This window comes from Bacillota bacterium (assembly GCA_024653485.1).
In the GTDB taxonomy this organism is placed as follows: domain Bacteria; phylum Bacillota; class SHA-98; order UBA4971; family UBA4971; genus UBA6256.
Genome location: JANLFY010000002.1, coordinates 96,582 through 120,393, shown reverse-complemented (window position 1 = coordinate 120,393; position 23,812 = coordinate 96,582). Strand labels below are relative to the sequence as shown.

Genomic DNA, 23,812 nt, shown 5'->3' with positions numbered 1-23,812 from the left:
GTTGCGTGTTACCTGAATGTGGCCGCGACTCGAAGGTGACCTCGTCTTCGGGTACGGCCGGGCAGGAGAGAACCGCGATTCGGCGCGGCGCTCCCCTGCCCTCTGCCACACTCACACCCGCCAAGAACGAGCCTGGCCCGTCCCAGACGATCGGCCACGGGGCCACCGCGGCCCTGACATCGGTTCCGGCTACTTGCCGAACAGCGAACGAGTCTCCCGATCGATTGCCGCAACAGCGTCTTCCACCGATCTCTGACCCGCCCACACCTGGTCGAGCTCTCGCCTCATGACGGTGAAGTACTGGTCGCTCTCCGGGAAGAGCGGGAACGGGATAGCGTTGTGCATTACATCCAGGAAGACCTGGCGGTGTTCAGGCGCTCCCGGGAGCCCCAGGAAGGCCGGGCCGTACGCGATATCGCGAATGGCGGGGATGCCCATGCGGGTTTCGCCCACGATCTTCTGGCCAACTGGTCCCGCGAAGAACGCCATCACCTTGAAAGCTTCCTTCGGATGAACGGATCCTTTCGGGAGCGTCCAGAAATTGACCCAGAGTCTGCAAGCAGGCTCCATTCCTTCAGCCCAGACTGGCATGGGCGCCACGTCCCAGTTGAGCTTGGCGTCCTTGGCGAAAGTGTTCGCCCATCCTACCGTGGCGACGTACATAGCAGTCTTCTGAATCGTGAACGCGCTGGAGGCGTACTTGAAGGCCTCCGCCTGGCTCGGCGAGGGAGCGATGCCCTCTTTGATCATGCCCTGCAGGAACTTCAGGACCTCCGCCGCCTTCGGCTCGTGCAGCGCGTCGCGGTTGGCCTGGGCGTCGATGAAGCTCGCTCCGTTCGTGAAGAGCCAGTCCACGAATCCGTCGGGGAAAGTATCGAAGGCGTAGCCGAACACCGTTGTGCGACCGCCTTCCACTTTCGTCAAGGCCTTGGCCGTGTTCAGGAAGTCTTGGCGCGTCCAACCCGCCTTCGGATAGGCCACGCCGGCCTGGTCAAAGAGGGTCTTGTTGTACGCAACGACGCTCGTGGTCACGTCCCTCGGAAGGGCATAGATGCCGCCGCGGAACTCAATGGCCCTACGTACCGCGGGAAAGAGCTGATTCAGGTCGTACCCGGCCTCCTTGATGTATGAAGTGAGTTCCTGAAGCGCACCGCGGGGGACCCATGAGCCGAGCTTATCCATGCCCAGCATGGCGACGTCGGGCGGAGTGCCGCCTGCGATCATCGTCAAGACTTTCGTATAGTACTCTGAGGAAGGAATCTGTAGGTACTCGATCTCGATGTCGGGATTCGCCGCCTCAAAGGCAGCCTTCAACGCGTCGAGGGGACTCCCTGTCTCAAAGCTCCACCATGTCGAGACCCGCACTTTCGTCTTGGCCGCGGCGCACGGCGCTACGGCGACGCCGAGCGATAGGGCGAGCGCCAGGATCCCTACGAAGAACCTTCTTACTCGCATATCTCGTGCCCTCCTTTTGGTAGACCGCAGACTCGACCGCACGTTGCTCCCGAGGTCCACATAGACCCGCTGGCTCCCTACGACAGATCTGACGACGAACCCAGCGTAACGAACACGGAGGATTGCCCTCATTCCCCCCTCCTTTCACCCCATCCCTCTTTCGGACCGGTGTCGGCTTTAGCTTCGACCGCGCATTAGCCAGGCACTCCTCCGCGCCAGCTCAGCGTCTGCCCCGCGCACGGCTGCCTCTGCCTCGCGTCTGTACCAGCGCCTCCATCCCACGCTGCCCGCCCGGCCGCCGCCCGCGAACGCTCCTCCGGGCGTTCCGCACGTTTCGACCCGCTCGAGCCCGGCGAGTGGTGCAAGGCAGCCCGCCGCCTAGCGGCCTCCCAACCCGGAAAGAGCGATTCCTTTCGTGAAGTACCTCTGACCCGCAGCAAACACGACGAGCGTGGGGACGAGAGCGATGAGAGTGCCCGCCAGCATGATCTCCCATTCGGTCGAGTACATCCCCCGAAAGAACGCAAGACCCACCTGGACTGGCATCTTCATTGGGTTGTTCGCCACGATCAACGGCCACAGGAACGCGTTCCATTCACCCTCGAACGTGAATATCCCGAGCGCCACGAGGGCAGGTCGGGATAAGGGCAGTATGATGTGCCAATACACCCCGAGGCGGCTGCACCCGTCGATTCTCGCAGCGTCCTCGAGTTCGTACGGAAGCGTAAGGAAGAACTGGCGCAGCAAGAAAGTCCCGAAAGCGGAGAAAGCCCCAGGCAAGATCATAGCGGTATACGTATCAAGCCAGTGAAGGTAACGCACTAGGATGAACCTAGGGATGATGGTCACCTGCCCCGGAATCATCAGCGTGCCGAGATAGAGGAGGAACATAGCGTCGCGTCCCGGAAAGCGCATTCGGGCAAAGGCGTAGGCAGCGAGCGACGAAGTCAAGAGACGCAAGAACACAACGGAACACGCTACAAACGTCGAGTTCAGGAGGAAGCGGCCGAAGGGCACGCGGTTCCAGGCCGTGGCGAAGTTCTCCCAGTGCGCCGGGCTGGGAATCCATCTTGGCGGGTAGTCGAATACCTGTCCAGGTCCTTTCAGCGCAGAGGAGATCGTCCACAGGAACGGCAAGACAGTGGCAACGGATATTATGCTCAATAGAACGAAGACTGCCGCGTTCCCCAGGCGCTCCTTGGCGGCTCTACGGGCGGCGGACGTCACAACGACTCCGGCAGTACGGATCTCCCTAGTCATACGTTACCCACCTTCTTTGATAGCGAAACTGCACGTAGGTGACAGCGAATATGATGAGGAAGAGCAGCCAGGCTATTGCGGCGGCGTACCCCATTTGGAACCACTCGAACGCATTCTTGTAGATGTAGAACACCATTGTCTCCGTCGACCCGGCAGGCCCGCCCAACGTCATTATGTACGGCAGCTCGAACATGTTGAACACGCCTATGATGCGCATGACCACGACGAAAAAGATCGTGGGAGATAGAAGGGGGAGCGTGATGCTCCAGAACTTCCTCCATGGGGTGGCGCCATCGATCAGCGCGGCCTCGTAAAGCTGTTCCGGGATGCCTTGAAGACCGGCGAGGAAGATCACCATATAGTAGCCTGCCGACTTCCAAACGTCCATCAGAATCAACGCTGGCTTGGCCCACAACGTGGAGCTGAGCCAGTCCGGAGGGTGGGCCACGCCGATGGTCCTGAGAAACCAGTTGACGAGCCCGAACTGGGGATCGAGAAGCCAGACCCAGACTATGCCGATGGCAATGGTCGAGCTCACTGAGGGGATGTAAAGCGCGGTGCGGAACAACGTGACTCCCTTTACAGCCCTATTGACCAGGAGGGCCAGTGCGAGAGCCACCGCAGTGCCCAACGGCACGATGCCCAATGCGAAGCAGACTGTGTTCCATAGAGCGCGCCTCAGGTTCGCGTCCCTAGTGAGCAGCTTCGCGAAGTTGGCAACGCCTACGAACGTTGGAGGGTTGAAGAGATCCCATTCGTGAAGGCTGATCCACAGGGAAAACACCACGGCGAACACTGTGAAGACGAAGAACCCCGCTAGGTTCGGGGCAAGAAAGAGCCACGCCTCGAACTGCTCGCGCTGTCGCAAGAGACGCCGCCTCTGTTGCCCTCCACGCACGGTCAGGCTTCCTCCTTTCCGTCGAATCCCCAACGGAACACCGAATACTCCGCTGACGGAATCGAGAAGAGGCGCGCGTCGCCGACCACGCGCGCAGAATCCCGCCGCCATTCGCAAGTCTCCGAGTCGAGTCGCCACACCTCTGATCCCGCCGCGTCCGTTCCCTCCGCGTCCGCGCGCCGCGTCTCGGGCCGGGTGCCAAACGGCGGTGTCACCGGTTCGGCTACCTCGAGCCGACCCCCGCCCCCAGGCCGGCCGTAGCCCGAATCGCCACCCGATGTCCAGGCGTCTCGCGAGAGAGTGATGACGAGGTCAGATAGTCTCTCACGGTTCACCACCAGGAGGAGACCGCCGGCGTTCTTCCCCGCACTCTCCCAGCGAGTCGCCTTGAGGCCCGCCGGCACCTCCAGCTCCAGATCGTCCATGAACACCGCGTGTGCCAGATAGGGCGCCGTGGCTTCTCTCACGCGGATCGCTCGCTTCAGGGAGCCAACCATGCGCGAGCGAAGCTCGTCATCGGTAACCCTGTCATCGAAGTGGTCCGGTTCGATCCAGAAGACGCTGCCCAGAACGAAGGCGCGGTCCAGATCTCGGTAGAACATCTCCTCTTGCAGGGCGGGGTCTTTCACGTTCCGCGGATTGACCATGTTGATGAGAATGTGCTCTGGGAACGTGAACTTGTACAGATTGAAGAACTCGTCGTATCGTTCGCCGTTCCAAGCAACGTTGGCGAACACGCGACTGCTGTAGATGTCGCCGCAGTTCTCGATCATCAGGAACGCGTCGGGGCGAAGCGCCCGCAACCTTCCAGTCGTCCGTTCGATCAGGTCGACATAGGCCGCGTTGAATCCCCAGGAGCCTCGCACGGGACTGTGGGCGTGAGACGCGTAACACGGCAAAGGCATAGCGGAACCCAGCTGGTCGAAGTAGATGCCCCTAGCCCCGTAAGCCTGACACATCCAGACCGCGAACTCCTCCAAGTACGAGCGCCACTCGGAGCACGACGGGCACAATACCACGGCCTCCGCGGGGCCGTATGTCTCGGAGATCGGCTCTCCTCTTTCGTTTCGCAGGAGCCAGCGTTGTCCCAGCGAAGGCAAGTACTCAGAGTGGCGATCCATTATCCGGCTGTTGATGTAGAATGTGGCGAACCCGCCTGAATCCCGAACGTACCTGACCCCTTCGTATAGCTTCAACGGCGTGCCGAGCTCGAGATCGGGATTGTAGTCGGGATAGTGACTATCAAACCCAAGGTGATTCCAGCTCGCAATGAAGAAGTGGCGGCTCTGAAACTCGCTCTTGTCTCGGTCGAAGAGGCGCGGGATGTCCTCGAAGCGGTGCGCTATCCCTTCGTACCGCCGGAACTGGTAATGGGTCGTGATCACAACCTCCCTCCGGAGGTCCTCCGGCTGTTCCCGCTGTTCAACCAGCCCGTCGAACCAGCGTCGGTACTCTCTCGCGGCCTCATGCCAGTCGCCAGAGTGAACCCGCCAGACCACAGGGCCCGTCTCGTGTAGACCCCCGGGCTCGACATCCACGTACTTCCGAAAACCCAGGGTAACCCATGGGTCCTCCGGCCCTCCCGTCTCCACGCGGAGCCCGGTGACGGGAAAGGAAGGGTCATACGAAGCTGCATACAGCCCTATCACACCGTCGGTGAGGTCCATCCATGTCATGGAGGCAAGGCCGCAGTAATTGATCTCCCGGGCGTACCCGCACGGAGTCGGGACACTCTGTGCCCGCCAGAACCTCAAGTATCGCTCGCTCGCGAGGCTCGCGGGAACGTCACGGATCTTCTCGCCTGCGTGGTGGGGATAGAGCAGGTCCGCCGTCCCGGGCAGTCGCACGGGGCCGAGGCAAGGGAAGAGGATCTCATGCACCGGGAGACCGGTCTTGTTCTCGAGTGATAAACGCCATATGAAGGTCCCATCGTCTTCGATGTCCAAGAGGCAGCGTCCGGTCACCTGGTAGAGCTGCGCGCTTCGCTCGGCCGCCTCCTCGAGGTCAACCTCGGGAACATCTTGGCGAGCACCTGGAAGCTCTTGAACCTCGGCACACTGCACAAACTCCACTTCAGCCGCGCGCATGCCACACGCCCCGTTCATAGACCCATGATGTGGTCTTACGTGAACCGTGTGCGGCCGGACTCGAATCTTTCGCTCGCCCATCACGAGCACGACTTCGAGTAGCGGCGTCTCACCCTCGACAGCCGGCTTTGCTAACAGCGGCCGCTCGTTTACCGCGAAGCGCGCGATGGCTCCGGAACCTGGGTCCAGCTCAAAGTCAATCGCTTCCCTGTTGTACCAAGCCATTCTGTCTCCCCCATCCGAATGGATGCCTACGACCCGTGGACACCTAGAACCCTTGGCTGCGATACCGTAGCCGCATAGCTGCGTTGAATTCACCCGCCCCAGGAAGGTGATTGCTCAGATACACGCTCGGGCGCAAGCCCCGTTCTACCAGAAGCTCGATCACTGTCGCTTGGAGCGCCCACATCAAGTAGGCGGCCGCGATTCCCGACGCGGGGCAGATGTGCTGGCCGTCGAGGGCGCTCACCTCCACCAGCGCGTCTCCGTACGGAACGCACTGGTCCAGAACCAGATCCACGACCTCGTACAGGCGGCGTCCGCTCTCATGCTGCGAGGTCATTAGGGCGGACGCGGCCACGGAGGTGATGCCGATGGTCTTGACCCCCATCTCTCGCGCTTTGATGGCCAGCCCGACCGGCAACACGTTCACGCCCGACACGGAGCCAATCATCAACACATCCCCCGCTTGCAGCTCCGCTCTGGTAAGGATGAATTCCGGGAGGTCCCGGATCTGGTCGAGAAAGAGTCGGTTCGGGTTGGGTGGGATGGCGCGAGGCCTGGATTCGTGCTCCACTTTCACTTCGACGCGGATCGGGGTCACCATCATGAGTCCACCCGCGCGGCCCACCGCCTCCGTCATCAGCATGTGCCCCGTGTCGTAGAGGTTCCACGTACCCCCGCTCACTACAGATTCCACGATCAGAGAAGCGGCCGCGTCTATTGCCCTGCCCTGTGTTTCCTCTATCCTCCTCAAGACCGTCCTCATGGCCGAGAAGTACTTATCCCGTAGCATACTCTCCTCCCTTCGATCGCGGCTCGTCCGGGCGGACGATGGATTCTTCCAGCCTCGTCAAGTGAGCGTCCGTGATTCCGATCCCGTCGAGCTCAAGAGCGCAGAGAGCCGCACCCACCCATGGTTGGAAACGCGCCGGGACGTACCGTGCCTGAGGTACCAGTCGCTCGATTTCGCGGCGAAACGTTTCCAGCACAATAGATCCAGCCCTCATGACTCCGCCCGTGGCGGAGACCACCAGAGGCCCATCATCCGCACCAAGGCGTTCCGCCACGCTGAACCCCAGAATCGCCAGCTCCCGGCCGGCGCGTTCGAGAATGTCTCTCGCCACAGAATCGCCATCCCTGGCGGCCTGCGCTACCAGCAGCGTTAGGCCTGCAATGCGCTGCCTGTTCAATTCGTTGCCGTAGATGAAGTGGCGCAGCTCCCGATCGAACGAGTAATGCAACGTCCGCCGGAAGACCTCTCGTAGCCCGGTTGAGGGTCCGCGGCCATCGACCGCGCGCACAACCGCTTTGAGAGCCTCCACACCGATCCAATATCCGCTGCCCTCGTCGCCTACAAGCGGACCCCAGCCTCCTGTCGTGATCCAGCGGCCATGCCAGTGCCCGCAAGCAAAGGAGCCGGTGCCGGACAAGACAACGACCCCATCGCCCCGCGGCAGAGCCCCGCGGAAGGCCGCGTACGCGTCGGATTCGACCACGATTCTCGCTCTTGGGACTATCGGCCTCAAGGCGCGCTCCGCGCTGTCAGCCGGGAAGCCTGGCGCGGAAAGGTAGACCACCCGCACCGGCGGAAATGCTCCGCCAGCTGCCCCGCTCTGCCCAAGCGCGCCCAACACGGCCTCCCTTACCGCGTGTCTCGCGTCCCGCTCCGGAACGAAGAGGATATTCGTGGGCCCGCCGTAACCGAGACCCAACACCGTTCCGCTAGACGAAATCACGCACCCGACGGTCTTAGTGCCGCCGCTGTCCACGCCGATGGATATCGACTCGCAAGGGTCGTTCGTCAAGCAAGCTCGCCTCTTTCCTCAGAAGCTCCCGCAAATCGTCGCAGGTGAAACCGCAATATGTACCGGTCGGCACGGTAGAGCGTTCTGGAGTACTCGACCCTCTGTCGCCCAATACCCTCGACCGTCCGGTCGGCCACGATGAGGATCAACTGCTCGTCTCGAGCGTCGAGAAGAGCGCTTTCTTCCGGCGTCGCCGGGCGCGCATGGACGTACTCCAAGGCTTTCAAGATCGCAAGACGATAGCGGTCCTCGAGAAGCCGTTCGATCGGGTAGACCTCGAGATCGTGATCGAACAATCCGGGACAAGACGCACACGGGACATACGCTTCTTCGAGCGCCACAGGCACGGATTCGGCCGTCTTCAGGCTTCGGACGAAGTAGACGTCGCTGCCTTCCGGCAAGTCCAGTTGCCATGCGAGCTCTCCGTCGGCCTGGATGATCTCCTTCGTCAGCACCTTGGACCCCGGCGTGAGACCGCGAGCTCTCATCTCTTCGTGGAAGCTGCGCAAGGGCACCTCGGTGCCGGCGCTTTGAGGCCTCGTAACGAAGGTGCCGCGCCCAGGGGTTCGGTCGAGAAGATGATCCGAGACCAACGCCGCTATCGCCCTCTTGATCGTCGACATGCTGACTCCGAATTCCCGACTCAGCTCAGCCTCGGATGGAAGGCGATCTCCCGGTGCAAGATCCCCTGAAAGGATGCGATTCTGGAGATCTGCTTTGATCCTCAAGTAGTGTGGCAACTTTGCGTCCGCTCTCAAGGCTCGCTCATCACCTTCTCATCACATTAATACTATTAATGCTACTAATAATGCATTACTTGGGTTCGCTGTCCCGCGCGAGAATCCTGCTTGCCCCTGGACTTTTTCTTGGATAGGGTTTCGGGTGAGCCGCGTCGAATTGTGTTTTTCATCAGATCGCCCTCGCTCAGCGTAAACCTGTAGTGAGGCAAAGGAGCCCGGTCGCGTGCGACAAGGTCTGGTCTTCGACATCCGACGATACTCGGTCCACGACGGACCGGGAATACGCACCGCAGTGTTCTTCAAAGGGTGCCCCGCGCGATGCGAATGGTGCCACAATCCGGAGAGCCAGGATCCGAGCCCAGAGATCATGTTCTGGGAGCGTAGGTGCGCCGGGTGCGGGGCGTGCGCCGAGGCGTGCCCGGTGGGCGCGATAGAGATGGTGGGCGGGTGTCCCGAGACGTCGCGCCGCAAGTGCTCGGCGTGCGGCATGTGCGTCCGCGCGTGCCGCTTCGACGCCCGGACCGTGGTCGGGCGGCTGGTGAGCGTGGACGAAGTCATGCGGGAGCTCGAGCGCGACAGGATCTTCTACGACGAATCGGGAGGAGGCGCGACATTTAGCGGGGGCGAGCCGCTCGCGCAGCCAGAGTTCCTCGAGGATCTCCTCGTGGCCTGCCGTGCGGCAGACATCCACACCGCGGTGGACACGAGCGGAGTCGGCGGCCGGGGACTCGTGGAGAGACTGGCGCCGTTGGTGGGAGTGTGGTTGTACGACATCAAGGTCCTAGACCCCGAGATCCACCTTCGCAAGGTCGGCCTCCCCAACGAGGATGTCTTGGGGAACCTGCGCGCCCTGACCGCGAAGGGGGCGAGTGTGATCCTGCGCGTGCCGGTGATCCCCGGGGTCAACGACGACCAAGAAAGCCTCCGCCGGTTCGCGGAGTTAATCTCGTCACTAGAGGGCAGGCGCCCGGAGCGCCTCGACCTGCTCCCGTATCACAAGATTGGAGTGGACAAGTACAAGCGCCTCGGCAGGGCGTACAGCCTCGAAGCGTTGGAGGGCCCGGATGCCGGGCGCATGGACCGCATCGCCGATTTCTTCAGAGTGCTCGGGCTTGAGGTGAAGATAGGAGGGTGACGCTCATGACCGAGAGAGTATGCAGGCTCCGTCAACAAAGCCTCGAGGCTACCCCGTACATTTCGACGGAGAGGGCGGAGCTCGTAACGGAGTTCTATGAGAGAGACCGGACCGTTTCCGCGCCAATCCGACGCGCGCTCGCGTTTCGGCACCTCTTGGAGCGAAAGGCCATCCGCATCAACGACGGTGAGCTGATTGTGGGTGAAAGGGGTCCCGAACCCAAGGCGACCCCCACTTACCCCGAGCTGTGCTGTCATTCACTCGAGGATCTCGAGGTGCTCCACGCCCGGGAGAAGATACCTTTCGCGTCGTCCCCAGAGACTAGAAGGGTGTATGAGGAGAGGATCATCCCGTTCTGGAAGGGCAGATCCATGAGGGACCTCATCTTCGCGGAGATGACCGGAGAGTGGAAGGCCGCGTACGAGGCCGGCATTTTCACCGAGTTCATGGAGCAGCGCGCGCCTGGTCACACCGTGGCGGACGACAAGATATACAGGAAAGGGTTCAAGAGGATACGGGAAGAGATCGCGGAAAGCCTTGCCTCGCTCGACTGGCTCAATGACCCGGAGGCCCAATCAAAGGCCGAGGAGCTACGAGCGATGGATATAGCCGCCGCGGCGATATGCACATACGCCAGACGCCACGCCGCGGCCGCGCGCGAACTCGCTTTGAAGGAGCGGGACCCGCAGCGACGAGCGGAGCTCGATCGTATTGCTGAGATCTGCGACTGGGTCCCTGAGAACCCGCCCCGCGACTTCTGGGAGGCGCTGCAAGCGTACTGGTTTGTTCATCTCGGAGTCATCACCGAGCTCAATACGTGGGATTCTTTCAACCCCGGGAGGCTCGACCAGCACCTCTATCCGTTCTACAAGAAGGGCCTCGAGGACGGAACTCTTACTGAAGAGCAGGCACGCGAACTGCTGCAATGTTTTTGGATCAAGTTCAATAACCAGCCCGCGCCTCCGAAGGTTGGGGTGACGGCGGCCGAAAGCGGCACGTACACGGACTTCGCGAACATCAACAACGGCGGTCTCAAGCCCGAGGGCTCGGACGCGGTCAACGAGCTGACATATCTCATACTGGACGTCATCGACGAGATGAGGCTGTTGCAGCCGAGCTCCAATATCCAGTTAAGCGCGAAGAATCCCGATAGGTTCCTGAAGCGGGCGCTCAGGATAGTGAGGAAGGGATGGGGCCAGCCGTCCATCTTCAACGCCGACATGGTCGTTCAAGAGATGCTCCGCCAGGGTAAGTCCGTAGAGGACGCGCGGTGCGGCGGAACGAGCGGGTGCGTGGAGACCGGCGCCTTCGGCAAAGAGAGCTACATCCTGACGGGTTACCTCAACCTCCCGAAGATCCTCGAGCTCGCGCTGTACAACGGGATCGACGCTCGCACGGGGAAACAGCTCGGACCGCGCACGGGAGACGCGTCCGAATTTACATCGTTCGATCAAGTTTGGCGCGCCTTCCGGGAACAACTCCACTACTTCGTGGAGGTGAAGATCCGCGGCAACAATGCCGTAGAGAGGCTCTACGCCAAGTACATGCCTGCGCCGTTCCTGTCCACCCTCATAGACGACTGCGTCGCTCGCGGAAAGGACTACAACGACGGAGGGGCTCGGTACAACACTACATACATCCAGGGCGTGGGAATAGGCACGGTAACCGACAGTCTCTCAGCCATCGAGTATCACGTGTTCGACAGAGGCAGCATAACTATGGACGAGCTCCTTGGCGCCTTGCGCAGCAACTTCGAGGGATTCGAGCGAATGCGGGCGATGTTGATGAACCAGACCCCGCGGTACGGGAACGATGACGACTTTGCCGACGACATCATGCGAAAGGTCTTTCTCGCATTCTTCGAAGAGGTAGATGGTCGTCCGAACACCAAGGGCGGGCGCTACGGGATCGACATGCTCCCCACGACCTGCCACATCTACTTCGGCTCCGTCACGGGAGCAACCCCCGACGGGCGAAAGGCGTGGCAGCCGGTGTCCGAGGGCATATCCCCCGTCCAGGGGGCGGACAGGCGAGGCCCGACCGCAGTGATAAAGTCAGCGGCGAAGATGGACCACGTGCTCACGGGCGGGACGCTCCTGAACATGAAGTTCACGCCCAAGCTGCTCGAGGGGGAGGATGGCATCGACAACCTCGCGCACCTGGTACGGACGTACTTTCGGCTTGGCGGCCATCACATCCAGTTCAACGTGGTGAGCGCCCAGACGCTGCGTGACGCCCAGGACCACCCCGAGCGTCACCGCGACCTGATAGTGCGCGTCGCAGGCTACAGCGACTACTTCTGCGACCTTTCCCGGGCCCTGCAGGACGAGATAATCGCCAGGACCGAACACGACTCGTTCTGACGAGCTCGTTCTGACGAGCAGCCGTCGTCCGAGACGGGTGCGAGCCGCAGTCAGTCCGCGAGGTAGGCCTCTCGCACCTCAGGGTTGGCCGCCACCTCGCGTCCGCTGCCGGAGAGCACTATCGTCCCCGTCCGGAGGACGTACGCCCTGTCAGCAAGGCTCAAGGCCATTCGCGCGTTCTGCTCGACCAGCAGTATAGTGGCGCCTCCCCTGCTTATCTCCTCGATGATGGAGAAGACCTCCCTGACCAGTATGGGGGCGAGTCCCATGGAAGGTTCGTCGAGGAGCAGGAGCTTGGGGCGGGACATGAGGGCGCGCCCTATCGCAAGCATTTGCTGTTCCCCGCCGGACAGCGTCCCGGCCATCTGCCTCCTTCGCTCTCTCAACCTTGGGAAACGCTCGTACACCTGTTCGAGCGCCTCGAGCCGGTCAGCCGCGTGCTTGGCAGTGTAGGCTCCAAGGACGAGGTTGTCCTCCACGGATAGTTCCTGGAACACCTGACGACCTTCGGGCACGTGAACGATGCCTTGCGACACGATGGCGTGAGGGGGCTGGTTCGCTATGCTCCGACCCTCGTACACCACGTCACCCTTGGCTACGCGGACCAAGCCGGATATGGCGCGCAGGGTTGTGGTCTTGCCAGCGCCGTTGGCACCGATGAGGGCCACGATCTCCCCCGTGTCAACGTGGAAGCTGACGCCCCTGAGGACGTTTATGCTGCCGTAGAAGCATTCAACCCCCTTGACCTCCAGCATCCGGCCTCTACTCCTTATCTGGATATGGCTGGCTGCCCGTTTGCCGCCTGGAGGACGGAGAGCCGTCCATAGAGTCTTACCGCCCTTTCGTAAGCCTCCTGGTCGAACAGATGGCCGTCGCCTGCCGTGACGACCTTGGCAACCTCGATACAGAACCTCACGGCCGCGTCTATGTCGAACGCCTGAGTAGCTCCTGTGGCGCAACCAGGGACGGCCGCGCAAGATACTATCGCAACGCCCATCACCGGGCTAGACACGGCCGTCGACGGCTGGACTATGCTGTTCACGTGCGGCAGACCGTTATCATACGGCGTAATGTCGTACGTCGTGAGGGGAAGCACCACCGGCAGCTCCCCCGTCACGTTCTGAAAGACATCAAGGATTCCATCAGATATAGGAAGTATGTAACCTTCCTTTACGACAGGAGTGATCGCTATGCCGCGTCGATTGAGAGTGCGGTTCCCGCGCGTGGTGTCGACCGATAGTATCGCGTCCATCAGGGGATCGACTTCCATCCTGTTCAGGGTCTCCATGTCCACCGGGGATCCCATGAACGGAACTGGCTCGTGGGGCGTGACCGGAGCATCGGGGCATACGTGAGTGGCGATCATCACGTCTCCGGGCAGCACGTCCCCTCGCCGTCGCATGTCGCCGATCTTGAACGCGATGGCGAGAGCTGCGACGGCGCCATCTCCATCCGACACGAGGCCGATCCTTGCCGGCCTCGCCCCGACGCCCCCGAGCCGTCCGATGATACCCACGGTCGGAGCGGAGCCTCCCACGCTCTTACCAGCCTTGCCTGCCACCGTCACGTTGACAAAGTCCGTCCTGCCTCGTTCACCCTGAACCGTGGCGATCTCGGGGGAAAGCCCGTGCCGCTCAAGGGCTTCCCTCACGTCGTTTCCAGTGACCCACCCATCCAGCAACTCAATGGCTTCTAGTACATGTTTCAGCGACATTCGGTATTTCACTGCTCCTCTGCAACACCAAGGTACGCCTCAATCACTTTGGGGTCGTTCCTCACCTGTTCCGGGGTGCCCTCGGAGACCAGCCTGCCGTAGTTCAGAACGGACACGCGCTCCGCAAGGTTCATGACCAACTTCATGTCGTGTTCTATGAGGATGACCGTCGTTCCCAACTCATCGCGGATGCGACGAATCGTGCTCATCAGGACACCTGTCTCCTGAGGATTCATGCCCGCCGCAGGCTCGTCCAGGAGGACTAGCCGCGGACTAGTTCCCAGCGCTCGCGCGATCTCCAGCAGACGCTGATCGCCGTATGATAGATACCTGGACGGCTGATCGCGCGCGCCGCCCATCCGGACGAAATCGAGGAGTCTGGCTGCTTCGCTGTACATCTTGTCGGTCGCGCCTGCCCCCCGCCTCAGGATCGCCTCCATGAGAGAATAACCGTTGCGACACTGGAGACCCACCATGACGTTGTCCACGGCCGTCATGTCTCCGAAGAGGAGCAGGTTCTGAAAAGTGCGCCCGATTCCCTTCCTGGCTATCGCGTGTGGCAAGAGTCCGTTGACGGGCTCGCCGTCGAACAGGATCTCCCCGCCGTCAGGCGCGTACATCCCGGTCACCAAGTTGAAGAAAGTCGTCTTACCCGACCCGTTGGGACCGATTATCGCGTGGATGGTCCCTTTGTCGACCTGAAGGGAGAGGTCGTCTATGGCGACTAGTCCCCCAAACGTCTTGGAGAGGTTACGCACATCAAGGATGACTGCCATTCCTGGTTCTCCCCCACATGCACAACGCTGCGCTCTCACCGCGACGTCGCGGTCAAGTCCGGTCGCAAAATCCCGGTCGCCCCCGTCGGGGCCCTGGATGACGCCAAGTACGCGGCCCGCGTTTGTGGAGACAAGAGCGACCTAGCTGGGGTCGCCCCGGTGCGCGTCCCAGCGCGTCCTAGCTCTCGTTCCGGCGCGCGTTCCGGCGCGCGACCAGGCGGTGCCACCTGCTGGCAAGCTCCGGAACCGACCCAGCCACTCCTTTGGGCATGAACACGATCACGATGATCAGCAGGAGGCCGTACACCACGAGCTGGTAGTCTTGAAAGTATCGGAAGCTCTCGCGCCCGACCGTCAGCAGAAGAACACCGATTACCGGCCCCCACCTGTAGCCCATGCCTCCGGCGAGGACCATGCACAAGACGCCCACCGACTCCTTGAAGCCGAATCCGTAAGGCGATATGTACCCTTGCAGGTGGGCGAAGAGGCTGCCGGCCACGCCTGCGTACACCGTGCTCGTCACGAACGCGAGGACTTTGAGACGCGCGATGTCGACGCCCATGAACTGCGCGGCCACCTCGTTCTGACGTATGGCCAGAAACGCCCGCCCAATGGGCGATCCCACGATCCCGTCATTGATCCAGAAGACCAGAACGAAAACGGCGAGGATGAGATAAAACATATGGACTTCTGTAACCAACTCAAACCCGAACACCCTTGGAAGGGGTATTCCCTTGATCCCAAGGGCGCCCCCCGTTCCTTTCGTCCAGTTGAGCAGCACCAGCTGAACGATCTCTCCCACACCAATGGAGGCGATCGCCAGGTAGGCACCCTTGAGGCGCAGGGTGGGTCGACCGATCACGTACCCGAGCGCGCCGGCCGTGAGTCCCGACGCAGGCAGCGCCGCCCAGAACGACCAACCTAGCCTCGTCGTCAAGAGAGCTGAGGTATACGCTCCCACTGCCCAGAACGCCGCATGGCCTATGGAGATCTGGCCGCAGTACCCCGTGAGGAGGTTCAGGCCGGTGGCGACGATCATGGTTATCATGGCGGTGTTGGCGAGGTGGACGTAGTAGTTGTTGCGCAGGACCACCGGGACCAGGCATACAGCCGCTATGACGAGCACTTGCCGTGTTGTGCTGGAGGTCAATCTCGGTGCTGCCATGAACAACCCCCTATCGCGTCTTCGGCCCCATGATGCCGCTGGGCCGCCACAAGAGAACTGCGATCAGGATAATGAAGGCCACAGCGTCCCTGTATGTGGATGCGACCGTCGCCGCGAAGCTCTCACTCACTCCAAGCACCAGCCCTCCCACGATCGCTCCAGGAATCGTGCCGAACCCACCCAAGACGGCAGCGGCGAAACCCTTGAGCCCCGCTAGCGCCCCCATCTCCGTGGTCACGAAGAACACCGGGGCGATGAGCACGCCACCCAGGCCTCCGAGACCCGCGCTAATCGCGGACGCAAGCGCATCCATGCGAAAGACGTTGATCCCCATGAGGGAGGCGGCGTCGCGGTTCTGAGCCGTGGCCCTCATGGCCTTCCCCGGTAGGGTGAGGGTGAAGAAGGCTTGGAGCAGCGCGATGATAGCAACGGCGATGGCTATGATCCACAAGTAGTGGGGCATCACTACGAGCCCACCGACGCAGATCGGCTTGTCCCCGAAGACGGGCGGAAAGAGGAGCGCTTGAGACCCCCATATTATCAGGGCGAGCGCCCGCAAGGTTATGGAAATGCCGATGGTCGCTATTATGAGGTTGAGGACGGGGTAACGCCTCAGCGGACGAAAGACCGTTCTCTCTATTATCATCCCCACGACTGCCACCGCCAGCCCGGTCAACACGAAAGCGAGGGAGAACGGCAGGCGCCACATGACGAACAATGTCAGCCCGAAGGTCGCTCCGAGCATGAACATGTCTCCCTGGGCGAAGTTGATGAGCCTCAAGGCGTTGTATATGATAGTGAATCCGAGCGCCATGAGAGCGTAGATCGAGCCCATGGCTACGCCCGAAAGGACGACTTGAAGGAAGTCGGATACACCGAATCGGAACACCAAACAACACTCCCGATAGCGCGGCCAATGACATGTCACCACGACGACAGGGTGGCCCGGCGCGTCTGCGCCCTTCACCCCCCTGCCATGGCTGTGAGAACAGTCACCCTGTCTCCTTCTTTGAGCGCCGTGTGCGGTCCGTCGAGAACGCTCACGTTTACGTGGTTCACGACGACCAAGAGGCCTCCGAGCACGTCTTGGGTCTCCGCGGCCTCGCGGGCCGCCCGGGTCTCGCGGACGTCGCGGCACTCCTCGAAAACCTGAGGCAGCCGGTCGGCGCCTCTCAGCCAGGCGACCACGTCCGCCACAGTCGCCCCCTCTTCGAGGTCCACCTCGGAGCTGAACGGACCTTTGATGGAGCCGAACACGTTGACCGTGATCCTCACTGCGATTCCCCCGGGACGTTCCACTCTTTTCTGGAGTCCCACGCCCTGCCACTGCCACTGAGGGTTTCATGGCCCGCCTTCAGCAGGGCAGCCGTCTCGGCGACGCGTCGTCCGACAATCCGGCACGCCTTCAGGCCGAGCTCGGTGTCGCGTAGGATCGAGTCGCGATCGTTCGCACCCATGAGCCATCCGGGCGCCCCTATGTAGCCGACGTGGCTGCCCCCTACGCAGACGAAGTTGTTTATGAGAAACCAATGGATGATGCTGGAGATCGCGTGCTCCTGTCCTCCGTGACGATCGAAACCGACAGCCAGCCCTGCGCCCACCGTCCTGCTCCAATCGGGCGGCTTCTGGACCGCTTCCGGAAAGAAGAGCCCTTTTAGCAGCGACGTGCACCTCTCCATGAAGGCCCTCGCCTGAGAGTTGATGTTGAAGAAGTAAACGGCCGCACCGATGATGACGCCGTCGGGCACCGGGTCGATGAGTGGCCTTGCGCATTCTTGCCAGTCATCCTGGACGACGCAATATCCTTTACGGACGCACCCCCTACAGTTGACGCAGCCCGTGATCTTCTTGTTCGCGAGCGAAACAAACTCCGTCGTCGTCCCGGGCACATCCGCCGCTGCGGCGAGCGCCTCCTTGACCATGATGTCTGTGTTGGCGTGACGAGGGCTTCCGGAGATCCCGACCACCCGGACGTTCATTCGCACCTTCCTCCTCACAGACCTAGGGTTTGCCGGCCTGGGAAGGCTCCCTCGCGGCCGTGGCGGTACGTAGGGCGGACGCGACGTCCCCCAATCCCAAGCTGACCAGGGTTGACGCCTTCGGGATGCCCTTATCGCGGTCCCAGCCCCGGATGTCGTAGTATTCGTCCAACATCGTCCCCAGCTCCTCCTCCGAGTTCACGGCTTTGATGCCCCTGGAGTTGGGGAGCTCTTCGTGCATCAAGCGCCATGGAAGCCTGTCGTCCTTCCGGCCGGCTCCTTCACGAGCGTTGAACGCGCGTTCCAGGTTGATGACGCGCCTTGCGGCTTGGTGCATCTCGTCTTCCGTGACTTCGAGGCCGGTTGCTGCGGAGAGCATCTCGGCCATCATGGCCGGCGTGATAGCATAAGTAGAAAGGGTCGCCCTGGAGCAGAGCCCGAGGCTGTCGGTCATCGCAAAGCACTCCTCGTGCCATGCCACGAGCTTCGGTTTGTGATCCGTGATCACAGGGTCAGCGTACTTTGCGTCGCCGGTCAGGCGCCTGACGAGATCGCGCGCTTCCGGGGAGAACCCGAACTCCGCCATCGGTTGTCCGTACAGGTGGTCGGGCCCTCTGGGGTTCGTGGCGAAAGCGAGAGCGTAGGCCTTTGCCATGCGCGTCTCGACACGCGACTGCTCCAAGCCCTTGGCCTCCACCGCCCATCTCCAGGAGTCTCCCCCTACCTTTTGAGCAGCGGCGCGAACCCCATCGGCAAGGACGTCACCGAATCCTCTCCTGTACGCGATCATCTCTATCAAAGCCAGGACGGCGTCGGCGTCGCCCCAGGCCAGACGGATGCGGCCTCCACGCCCGTCATCCACGTACTCGGGAACCACGCCTCGCTCCGCTGATTCGAACGCCCATTGTATCACGGAGGCAGTGGATATCGAATCGAGGCCGAGGATGTTGCAGAGCTCGTTGGCTCTGAGGTTGTCGTCCATGTCTTCCAGGAGGCAGCCTGCCCCAAAGGCTGCGACCGTCTCGTATTCCGGTCCTCCTGCCTCCGACCCCGGATGTTTCTCGCGCGCCGCGGAATACCTCTTGCACGCAATGGGACACGCAAAGCAAGACTCCCGTCGGACGAGGTAGCCCTTTTCGGTCAGGCACTGCCCGCTTATCGAGTAGGCGTTCTCCATGTAGCCGCGTCGAAAGTTCTGAACGGGCAATGCCTCCATTTCGTTCGTCCCAACCACTACCCCGGCTGTACCGTACTTTCCGTAAAACTTGCACCTGCCGGTAGCGACGATTCGCCTGCGGACTTGCTCAGATACGTCCCAGAACCTAGCAGGGTCCGCCAGCCTCATGGGAGTGTGCCCCCGCACGGCGATGGCCTTCAAGTTCTTCGCCCCAAGCGCAGCGCCAAGGCCGCCCCTCGCGGCCGCGTGGTAGTAGGTGCACATAATCCCGGCGAGCTTGACATTGTTTTCACCGGAAGGGCCGATACAGGCGACGTCCACGTCGGGCATGGCAAGTTCCTTGGCCATCCGCCGGCTCGTCTCCCGAACGTCAAGGCCCCAGTAGTGTGAGGCATCCCCGAACTGAACCACGGTGTCCGTAATAAGCAGGTACGTCGGACGAGAAGCCGTCCCACGGACCACGAGAATGTCGTACCCCGCGAACTTGAGCCCAGCACCCCAGTGCCCACCCATGCTCGACTTCATGAAGAGCCCGGTAGCAGGGCTCTTGCCCACAACCGTCGTTCTTCCCGCGGTCGGGGCGCACGTGCCGGTGAGGTGGCCGGGCGCGAAGACGAGCACGGCCTCGTCTCCGAGTGGGTCCGATCCTCGACCCGTCTCGCTGAAAAGAATACGCGAGGCCAGGCCCCGGCCACCTAGAAACCTTACAGCGTCCTGAAGCGGAAGCCTTTCTACACTAGTGCAACGTTGTGAGAGATCGACGCGTAGAACAATAATGTCGCAGCCGCTACTCATCATCGGCCCTCCTCCGGCCGGGTTTCCTGGCCTCGCAAGACGGTGACTCCGCGGCGGGGTGTATTATCCACACCGCTCCATAGTGATCGCTTCGCTAGGACATACCTTCGCGCAGGCTGGCTCACCGTTGCAGAGGTCACACTTCAGCGCCACTCCCTTGTCAGGATCGAAAGATATGGATCCATTGGGGCACGCTTCGAGGCACTCTCGGCAACCTATGCACTCGACCACGTCGACGTACACCGCACCTGTCGCGGGAGAAGGCTTTAGAGCCCCAACAGGACAGGCACGAACACAAGGCGGATCGTCGCAATGGCGGCACACGTTGGGAAAGGCACGGCACGTCTCAGGCTCTCTGTGAACCACGACTCGAGCAAGCCAGGGAGCGAACACGCCTTCGTGCTTCAAAGAGCACGCCAGCTCGCACTGCAGACACCCCGTGCACCTTGCCGGATCCGTAACCAACGCATGTCCCATCGCTCATCCTCCCTCCACACATCCTCCCCCGACATCGTGACATCGTGTGGCCTCGTCACTTCTTGGACTGTATCAGAACGGGCTTGCCGTCCTTCACCCTGAACAGGATGGCCTCGGTCCCGCCATCGCCGTTCTCGTTGATGGCGATCTTTCCTGTGATCCCGTCCAGCGTCACCTTGGACAAAGCTTCACGGATCTTCGCCCTGTCGGTGACCGTGCCGGCTTCCTTCATGGCCTTGGCTAGGAGCATGACCGCATCATAGCCACATGCCACATTCATATCGGCCACGTAACCCTTTGCCTTCTTGAATCTTTCAATGAAATCGACGGCGCGGGCATCTGAACGCTCCGGATGCCAGCCGCCCGTTATGCCGATGATTCCGTCGGCCGCGCTGCCCGCCAGCTCGTAGAAGTTCCCGATAGTGACACCCGTTGATACCATGACCTGGAACGGAAGGTTCATGGATCTGATCTGCCGGACAAGCTGCGCCCCCTCGGTGTAGTTGCCCCAGATGATGAGAGCCTGGGGGCTTGCGTTCTTGATGCTCATGAGCTGCGGAGTGAAGTCCTTGGTCTCCTTGTTGTATCCTTCGACCGCCACGGGGGACAAACCGTGACCTTTCAACCATTTGATCACAAGGTCCCTTCCGCCCTGGCCGTAGTCGTTCGTGTCAAAGATGATGGCGAACTTCGAAAAGCCCAGTTCGCTGACTCCGTAGTCGACCAGCTTTTTCGTGAACACCTCGTCGGTAGCCGTGACCCTGAACACCCACGGATTGCCGGAGTGGGTAATGGCGTACGCCACTCCGCTGGGCACTATGTGCGGCGTCTGAGCACGCTTGATCACGTCGAGCACCGCGAGGACGCTTGGGCTGTTGTTGCTTCCCATGGTGGCCACTACCTTGTCGCGGTACAACAGCTTGTTCATGATGTTGACCGTGTTTGCAGGGATGCCCTCATCGTCCTCGAACACGAACTCGAGCTTGTACCCCAGGATGCCGCCCGCGGCGTTGATCTCGTCTCCTGCGAAGCGGATGCCGTCGTTCTGGTGCTGTCCGGCGACGGCCATGGACCCGGAGAGAGGAGCGAACACGCCGATTCTTACCACCTTCGACTGCGCGTGAACAGCCATGGTTGCTGACGTCATGAGGAAAGCAAGACACAGGAGTAGACTGACTCTCTGCCTGGATGACATGGTGCCTATCCCTCCTTCTTTCCCGTTGCAAGGTTATTCCTTGTTTCTGCATGTTTTCCCTGCGTGACGGGTGCACGAATAACAGGCGACCGTATTGTGCACGCCGCACACTGAAATCCGATGTTGGGCTTCGAGATCCAACGTTGGGCGTCATCTGCTGACTAGCGGCTTGCCAGGATGCGTCGCAGTTTGAGGGCTACAGACAGGGCGAGCAGGTATTCAGGATCCGCGAGGTCCTTTCCGAGCAGCTCTTCGGCCTTTTTTATGCGATATGCCAAGGTATTCCTGTGTATGAACAGCTTACGAGCGGCCTCTACCCGGGATCCATTGCATGATGTGAGGGCCTCCAGGGTCTCTATCAGCGGCATGGCAGCTCCCTCTCGATCCTCGAAAAGCGGCCCGAGGATGCGTTTGCAGAAGCCATCTAGGAGCGGACGTTCCACGCTATCCAGAAGCAACGCGTACAGCGCGACATCCTCTATGTGGACCACTCCACCCCCGCCGTAAAGAGAGCGGGCGATACTCGCCGCGTTGCGCGCCTCCTTGTACGCCGTCGGGACCTGAGTGAGCTGCGTTCTTACGCTCGAGATCCCTGTCGAAAGGGAGAGCCTTGCGTCGAGTGCAGCGACGGCGCGTTGCACGGCCTGAACGATGCACGCCCGCTGCCGCACGAGTTCCTCTGAGGCAGGGACGAGGCAGACCAGGCTGTCTCCTCGCATGAACACCGCGGACGCATGCTCCTGCCCGGATCCCAGCTGTGAAGCAACGGCCTTTCCAGCGGCACGTGCTATTCGATGTTTGACCGACTGCGTGAGGTGCTCTCCTTCGATCCGAGCGGTCTTCTTCTCAAAGTCATCAACACGGGCGACTATGACATAGAACGGTCGCCCTACGGGCCAGCCAAGCGCCCTCGCACGGCCTTCGGCCACCTCCTCCATCTTCACCGACCCGTCGAGCAGATCGTCGAAGAGATCCATCTCCAGCCGCTTGCTCGCTTCAGACACGGCCTGCTGCTTCGTGATCTCTAGAGCGACGGCTGTGCATGCGTGCTCCAGGGCTGTGAGCTCCATGTCGTTTAGCTGCTTGTTTCGTTCCGATACCGCGATGTAACCCAAGACCTTCCTCTTCACGCGCACCGGCTGGCAGCAGTACTCCCACGAAGAGTCGCCGATGCGCGTGCGGCCTTGTCCGTTCAGCTTACTCAAGTACAGCCGTTGTTCCGTTGTGGGAATCAGCTCGGGCTCTCCAACAGAGGCCATGACGTTGAAGTCGGTGTCGTACACCACGATCCCCGCGTCGAGCAAGGAGCTCAGTGTGGCGGCGATCGAGCCGTAACCCTGGCCCTCGAGTTCGACGCGGAGCAGCTCCCGGTGGACTGTTTCCGAGTACTCAAGATAACGTGCCTGTCTGCTCAGAATGGCCTTCATGAGCGGATGCGTGATCTCGATGAACGGCACGTCCGCCGGGATCTCTACGAGCGGCACACCCAACTCTTCGGCGGTCTTGACCACGGCCTCGGGCAACTCCCCGATGAACCGCGCCGGCTTTATGACGAGCCCGGCCGCCTTGACATCCGCGAGCGCCTCGATCAAACGGGTAAGCGCGGGGATGTCATCTCTGATGGCATACGCGGTGGTCACGAGGAGTTCGTTCTTCCTCAACCAGGGCCGTATGTCGGGGACCTCCATCGTGTCGATGTGCTGAATGACGTTCCCCGCGTTTCGCGCGCCCGCGACCAGCTGACCGCGCCGTAGCCCGCCGATCTTGAGAGCTTCCGCGACTGTGATCGCCACCCGGCTCACCTCGCTGACTCGCTAGGAAGACGCGAGCCTCCTGATCTCGAACGTCACGGGATTCTGCCGGTCCTGGCACGTCCGGCAACACGAATCAGGGTCGTCCTCCCACGGGAAGCTGCCTCCCACCATGAGCACGGACACGGCGGGGATGAGCGCGGCCATGGCGGTCATGCATAGTCCGGAAGGGCTGGCCCCCTTTCTGACGTAGAACCTGTCCCCGACTCTGTGGCCCAAGGCACATGAGCCTTTCTGGTCTTTAACCGTAATGACTAGGTCGTAGATAGCTCCCACCAGTGAGCCCTCCCCACCGCGGAATCGACGAGTCGTTACAAGGATCGACAGTCCGTTCGCTCTCCTTCGATATTCGACACCAAAGGCGAAGTGACTCTGTCAATGTTTGACATTGTGCGCTGGTATTTAATGGTAAGCCGTGGAGGAGACAGCGACCGCCGAGGTTTCACCGATATTCTTTGGTCTGGGGTGTTCCGCGAGTCCAGGGGTGGGAAAGAAAACACCTCCGCGCAGCGCCGCCCGCAAGCGTGCGGGGAAGCGGCGATACGTGGAAGTGTGCGAGAGGGAACGGGTACCCGTCTGAAAGGAGGAACAGGCACCCGCTGGGCTTCACTCTTTCAACGCCGTGCTGCGCCGTGGCTTGCAGGATTCACCCTTGCGGATTGCTCGCCCTCCAAGCGATGCGACACTCACAGCCGACCGGGCGCATTCTCACGGCTCCCGCCAGATAGGCGTTCTAGGCGTCCGCCGCGGAGGCACGG

Annotated in this window: 21 protein-coding genes; 2 read left to right on the top strand and 19 right to left on the bottom strand. The window is 61.4% G+C overall.

Going from position 1 to position 23,812, the window contains the following annotated elements:
• Positions 1 to 189: 189 nt before the first annotated feature.
• From NUW12_02075 to NUW12_02045, 7 genes are all read right to left on the bottom strand, one after another.
• Positions 190 to 1,455, bottom strand: coding sequence for a sugar ABC transporter substrate-binding protein (locus NUW12_02075; GenBank protein MCR4401561.1), 1,266 nt, complete (start codon positions 1,453 to 1,455; stop codon positions 190 to 192).
• A 378-nt stretch (positions 1,456 to 1,833) separates the two neighbouring features.
• Positions 1,834 to 2,715, bottom strand: a complete 882-nt coding sequence (locus NUW12_02070; GenBank protein MCR4401560.1) for a carbohydrate ABC transporter permease — start codon at positions 2,713 to 2,715, stop codon at positions 1,834 to 1,836.
• Positions 2,708 to 3,613: a sugar ABC transporter permease gene (locus tag NUW12_02065; GenBank protein MCR4401559.1), complete on the bottom strand. Its 906-nt coding sequence runs from the start codon at positions 3,611 to 3,613 to the stop codon at positions 2,708 to 2,710. The genes NUW12_02070 and NUW12_02065 overlap by 8 nt, the downstream gene beginning before the upstream one ends.
• Before the next feature lie 2 nt (positions 3,614 to 3,615).
• Positions 3,616 to 5,925, bottom strand: a complete 2,310-nt coding sequence (locus tag NUW12_02060; protein ID MCR4401558.1) for a DUF6259 domain-containing protein — start codon at positions 5,923 to 5,925, stop codon at positions 3,616 to 3,618.
• Positions 5,926 to 5,968: 43 nt separating this feature from the next.
• Complete coding sequence (locus tag NUW12_02055) at positions 5,969 to 6,715, bottom strand: sugar isomerase domain-containing protein (GenBank protein ID MCR4401557.1); 747 nt, start codon at positions 6,713 to 6,715, stop codon at positions 5,969 to 5,971.
• Positions 6,702 to 7,727 (bottom strand): hypothetical protein, encoded by a 1,026-nt coding sequence (locus NUW12_02050; GenBank protein MCR4401556.1) that lies wholly within the window; start codon positions 7,725 to 7,727, stop codon positions 6,702 to 6,704. Before NUW12_02050 ends, NUW12_02055 begins: the two co-directional genes overlap by 14 nt.
• Positions 7,724 to 8,485, bottom strand: coding sequence for a GntR family transcriptional regulator (locus NUW12_02045; protein MCR4401555.1), 762 nt, complete (start codon positions 8,483 to 8,485; stop codon positions 7,724 to 7,726). The genes NUW12_02050 and NUW12_02045 overlap by 4 nt, the downstream gene beginning before the upstream one ends.
• A gap of 205 nt (positions 8,486 to 8,690) precedes the next feature.
• On the opposite strand from NUW12_02045, the gene NUW12_02040 reads away from it, so the two are divergent.
• Both NUW12_02040 and NUW12_02035 read left to right on the top strand, forming a co-directional pair.
• A complete protein-coding gene (locus tag NUW12_02040) occupies positions 8,691 to 9,602 on the top strand; it encodes a glycyl-radical enzyme activating protein (GenBank protein MCR4401554.1) in 912 nt (303 codons plus the stop codon).
• Positions 9,603 to 9,607: 5 nt separating this feature from the next.
• On the top strand, positions 9,608 to 11,965 hold the full coding sequence (locus tag NUW12_02035) for a glycyl radical protein (GenBank protein ID MCR4401553.1): 2,358 nt from the start codon (positions 9,608 to 9,610) through the stop codon (positions 11,963 to 11,965).
• Between the two features lie 50 nt (positions 11,966 to 12,015).
• On the opposite strand, the gene NUW12_02030 is transcribed toward NUW12_02035, so the two are convergent.
• The 12 genes from NUW12_02030 to NUW12_01975 all read right to left on the bottom strand — a co-directional run bounded on the left by NUW12_02030 (position 12,016) and on the right by NUW12_01975 (position 23,330).
• Positions 12,016 to 12,720 (bottom strand): ABC transporter ATP-binding protein, encoded by a 705-nt coding sequence (locus NUW12_02030; GenBank protein MCR4401552.1) that lies wholly within the window; start codon positions 12,718 to 12,720, stop codon positions 12,016 to 12,018.
• Between the two features lie 14 nt (positions 12,721 to 12,734).
• On the bottom strand, positions 12,735 to 13,679 hold the full coding sequence (locus NUW12_02025; protein ID MCR4401551.1) for a DUF1177 domain-containing protein: 945 nt from the start codon (positions 13,677 to 13,679) through the stop codon (positions 12,735 to 12,737).
• Positions 13,680 to 13,687: 8 nt separating this feature from the next.
• The gene (locus NUW12_02020; GenBank protein ID MCR4401550.1) at positions 13,688 to 14,455 is read right to left on the bottom strand and encodes an ABC transporter ATP-binding protein; all 768 of its coding nucleotides are present in this window, start codon (positions 14,453 to 14,455) and stop codon (positions 13,688 to 13,690) included.
• Positions 14,456 to 14,633: 178 nt separating this feature from the next.
• Positions 14,634 to 15,620 carry a branched-chain amino acid ABC transporter permease gene (locus NUW12_02015; protein ID MCR4401549.1) on the bottom strand — a complete coding sequence of 329 codons (987 nt, stop codon included), beginning with the start codon at positions 15,618 to 15,620 and terminating at the stop codon, positions 14,634 to 14,636.
• A gap of 10 nt (positions 15,621 to 15,630) precedes the next feature.
• Positions 15,631 to 16,509: a branched-chain amino acid ABC transporter permease gene (locus NUW12_02010; protein ID MCR4401548.1), complete on the bottom strand. Its 879-nt coding sequence runs from the start codon at positions 16,507 to 16,509 to the stop codon at positions 15,631 to 15,633.
• A gap of 74 nt (positions 16,510 to 16,583) precedes the next feature.
• A complete protein-coding gene (locus NUW12_02005; protein MCR4401547.1) occupies positions 16,584 to 16,895 on the bottom strand; it encodes a MoaD/ThiS family protein in 312 nt (103 codons plus the stop codon).
• On the bottom strand, positions 16,892 to 17,599 hold the full coding sequence (locus tag NUW12_02000; GenBank protein ID MCR4401546.1) for a flavodoxin family protein: 708 nt from the start codon (positions 17,597 to 17,599) through the stop codon (positions 16,892 to 16,894). The genes NUW12_02005 and NUW12_02000 overlap by 4 nt, the downstream gene beginning before the upstream one ends.
• 22 nt (positions 17,600 to 17,621) lie before the next feature.
• Entirely contained in the window at positions 17,622 to 19,571 is a 1,950-nt protein-coding gene (locus NUW12_01995) for an aldehyde ferredoxin oxidoreductase family protein (protein MCR4401545.1), read from the bottom strand.
• A gap of 63 nt (positions 19,572 to 19,634) precedes the next feature.
• Positions 19,635 to 20,048 carry a 4Fe-4S dicluster domain-containing protein gene (locus NUW12_01990; GenBank protein MCR4401544.1) on the bottom strand — a complete coding sequence of 138 codons (414 nt, stop codon included), beginning with the start codon at positions 20,046 to 20,048 and terminating at the stop codon, positions 19,635 to 19,637.
• 55 nt (positions 20,049 to 20,103) lie between these two features.
• Positions 20,104 to 21,243: an ABC transporter substrate-binding protein gene (locus NUW12_01985; GenBank protein ID MCR4401543.1), complete on the bottom strand. Its 1,140-nt coding sequence runs from the start codon at positions 21,241 to 21,243 to the stop codon at positions 20,104 to 20,106.
• A 161-nt stretch (positions 21,244 to 21,404) separates the two neighbouring features.
• Positions 21,405 to 23,036 (bottom strand): PucR family transcriptional regulator ligand-binding domain-containing protein, encoded by a 1,632-nt coding sequence (locus tag NUW12_01980; protein MCR4401542.1) that lies wholly within the window; start codon positions 23,034 to 23,036, stop codon positions 21,405 to 21,407.
• A gap of 21 nt (positions 23,037 to 23,057) precedes the next feature.
• On the bottom strand, positions 23,058 to 23,330 hold the full coding sequence (locus tag NUW12_01975) for a TIGR04076 family protein (protein ID MCR4401541.1): 273 nt from the start codon (positions 23,328 to 23,330) through the stop codon (positions 23,058 to 23,060).
• Between the last annotated feature and the right edge of the window lie 482 nt (positions 23,331 to 23,812).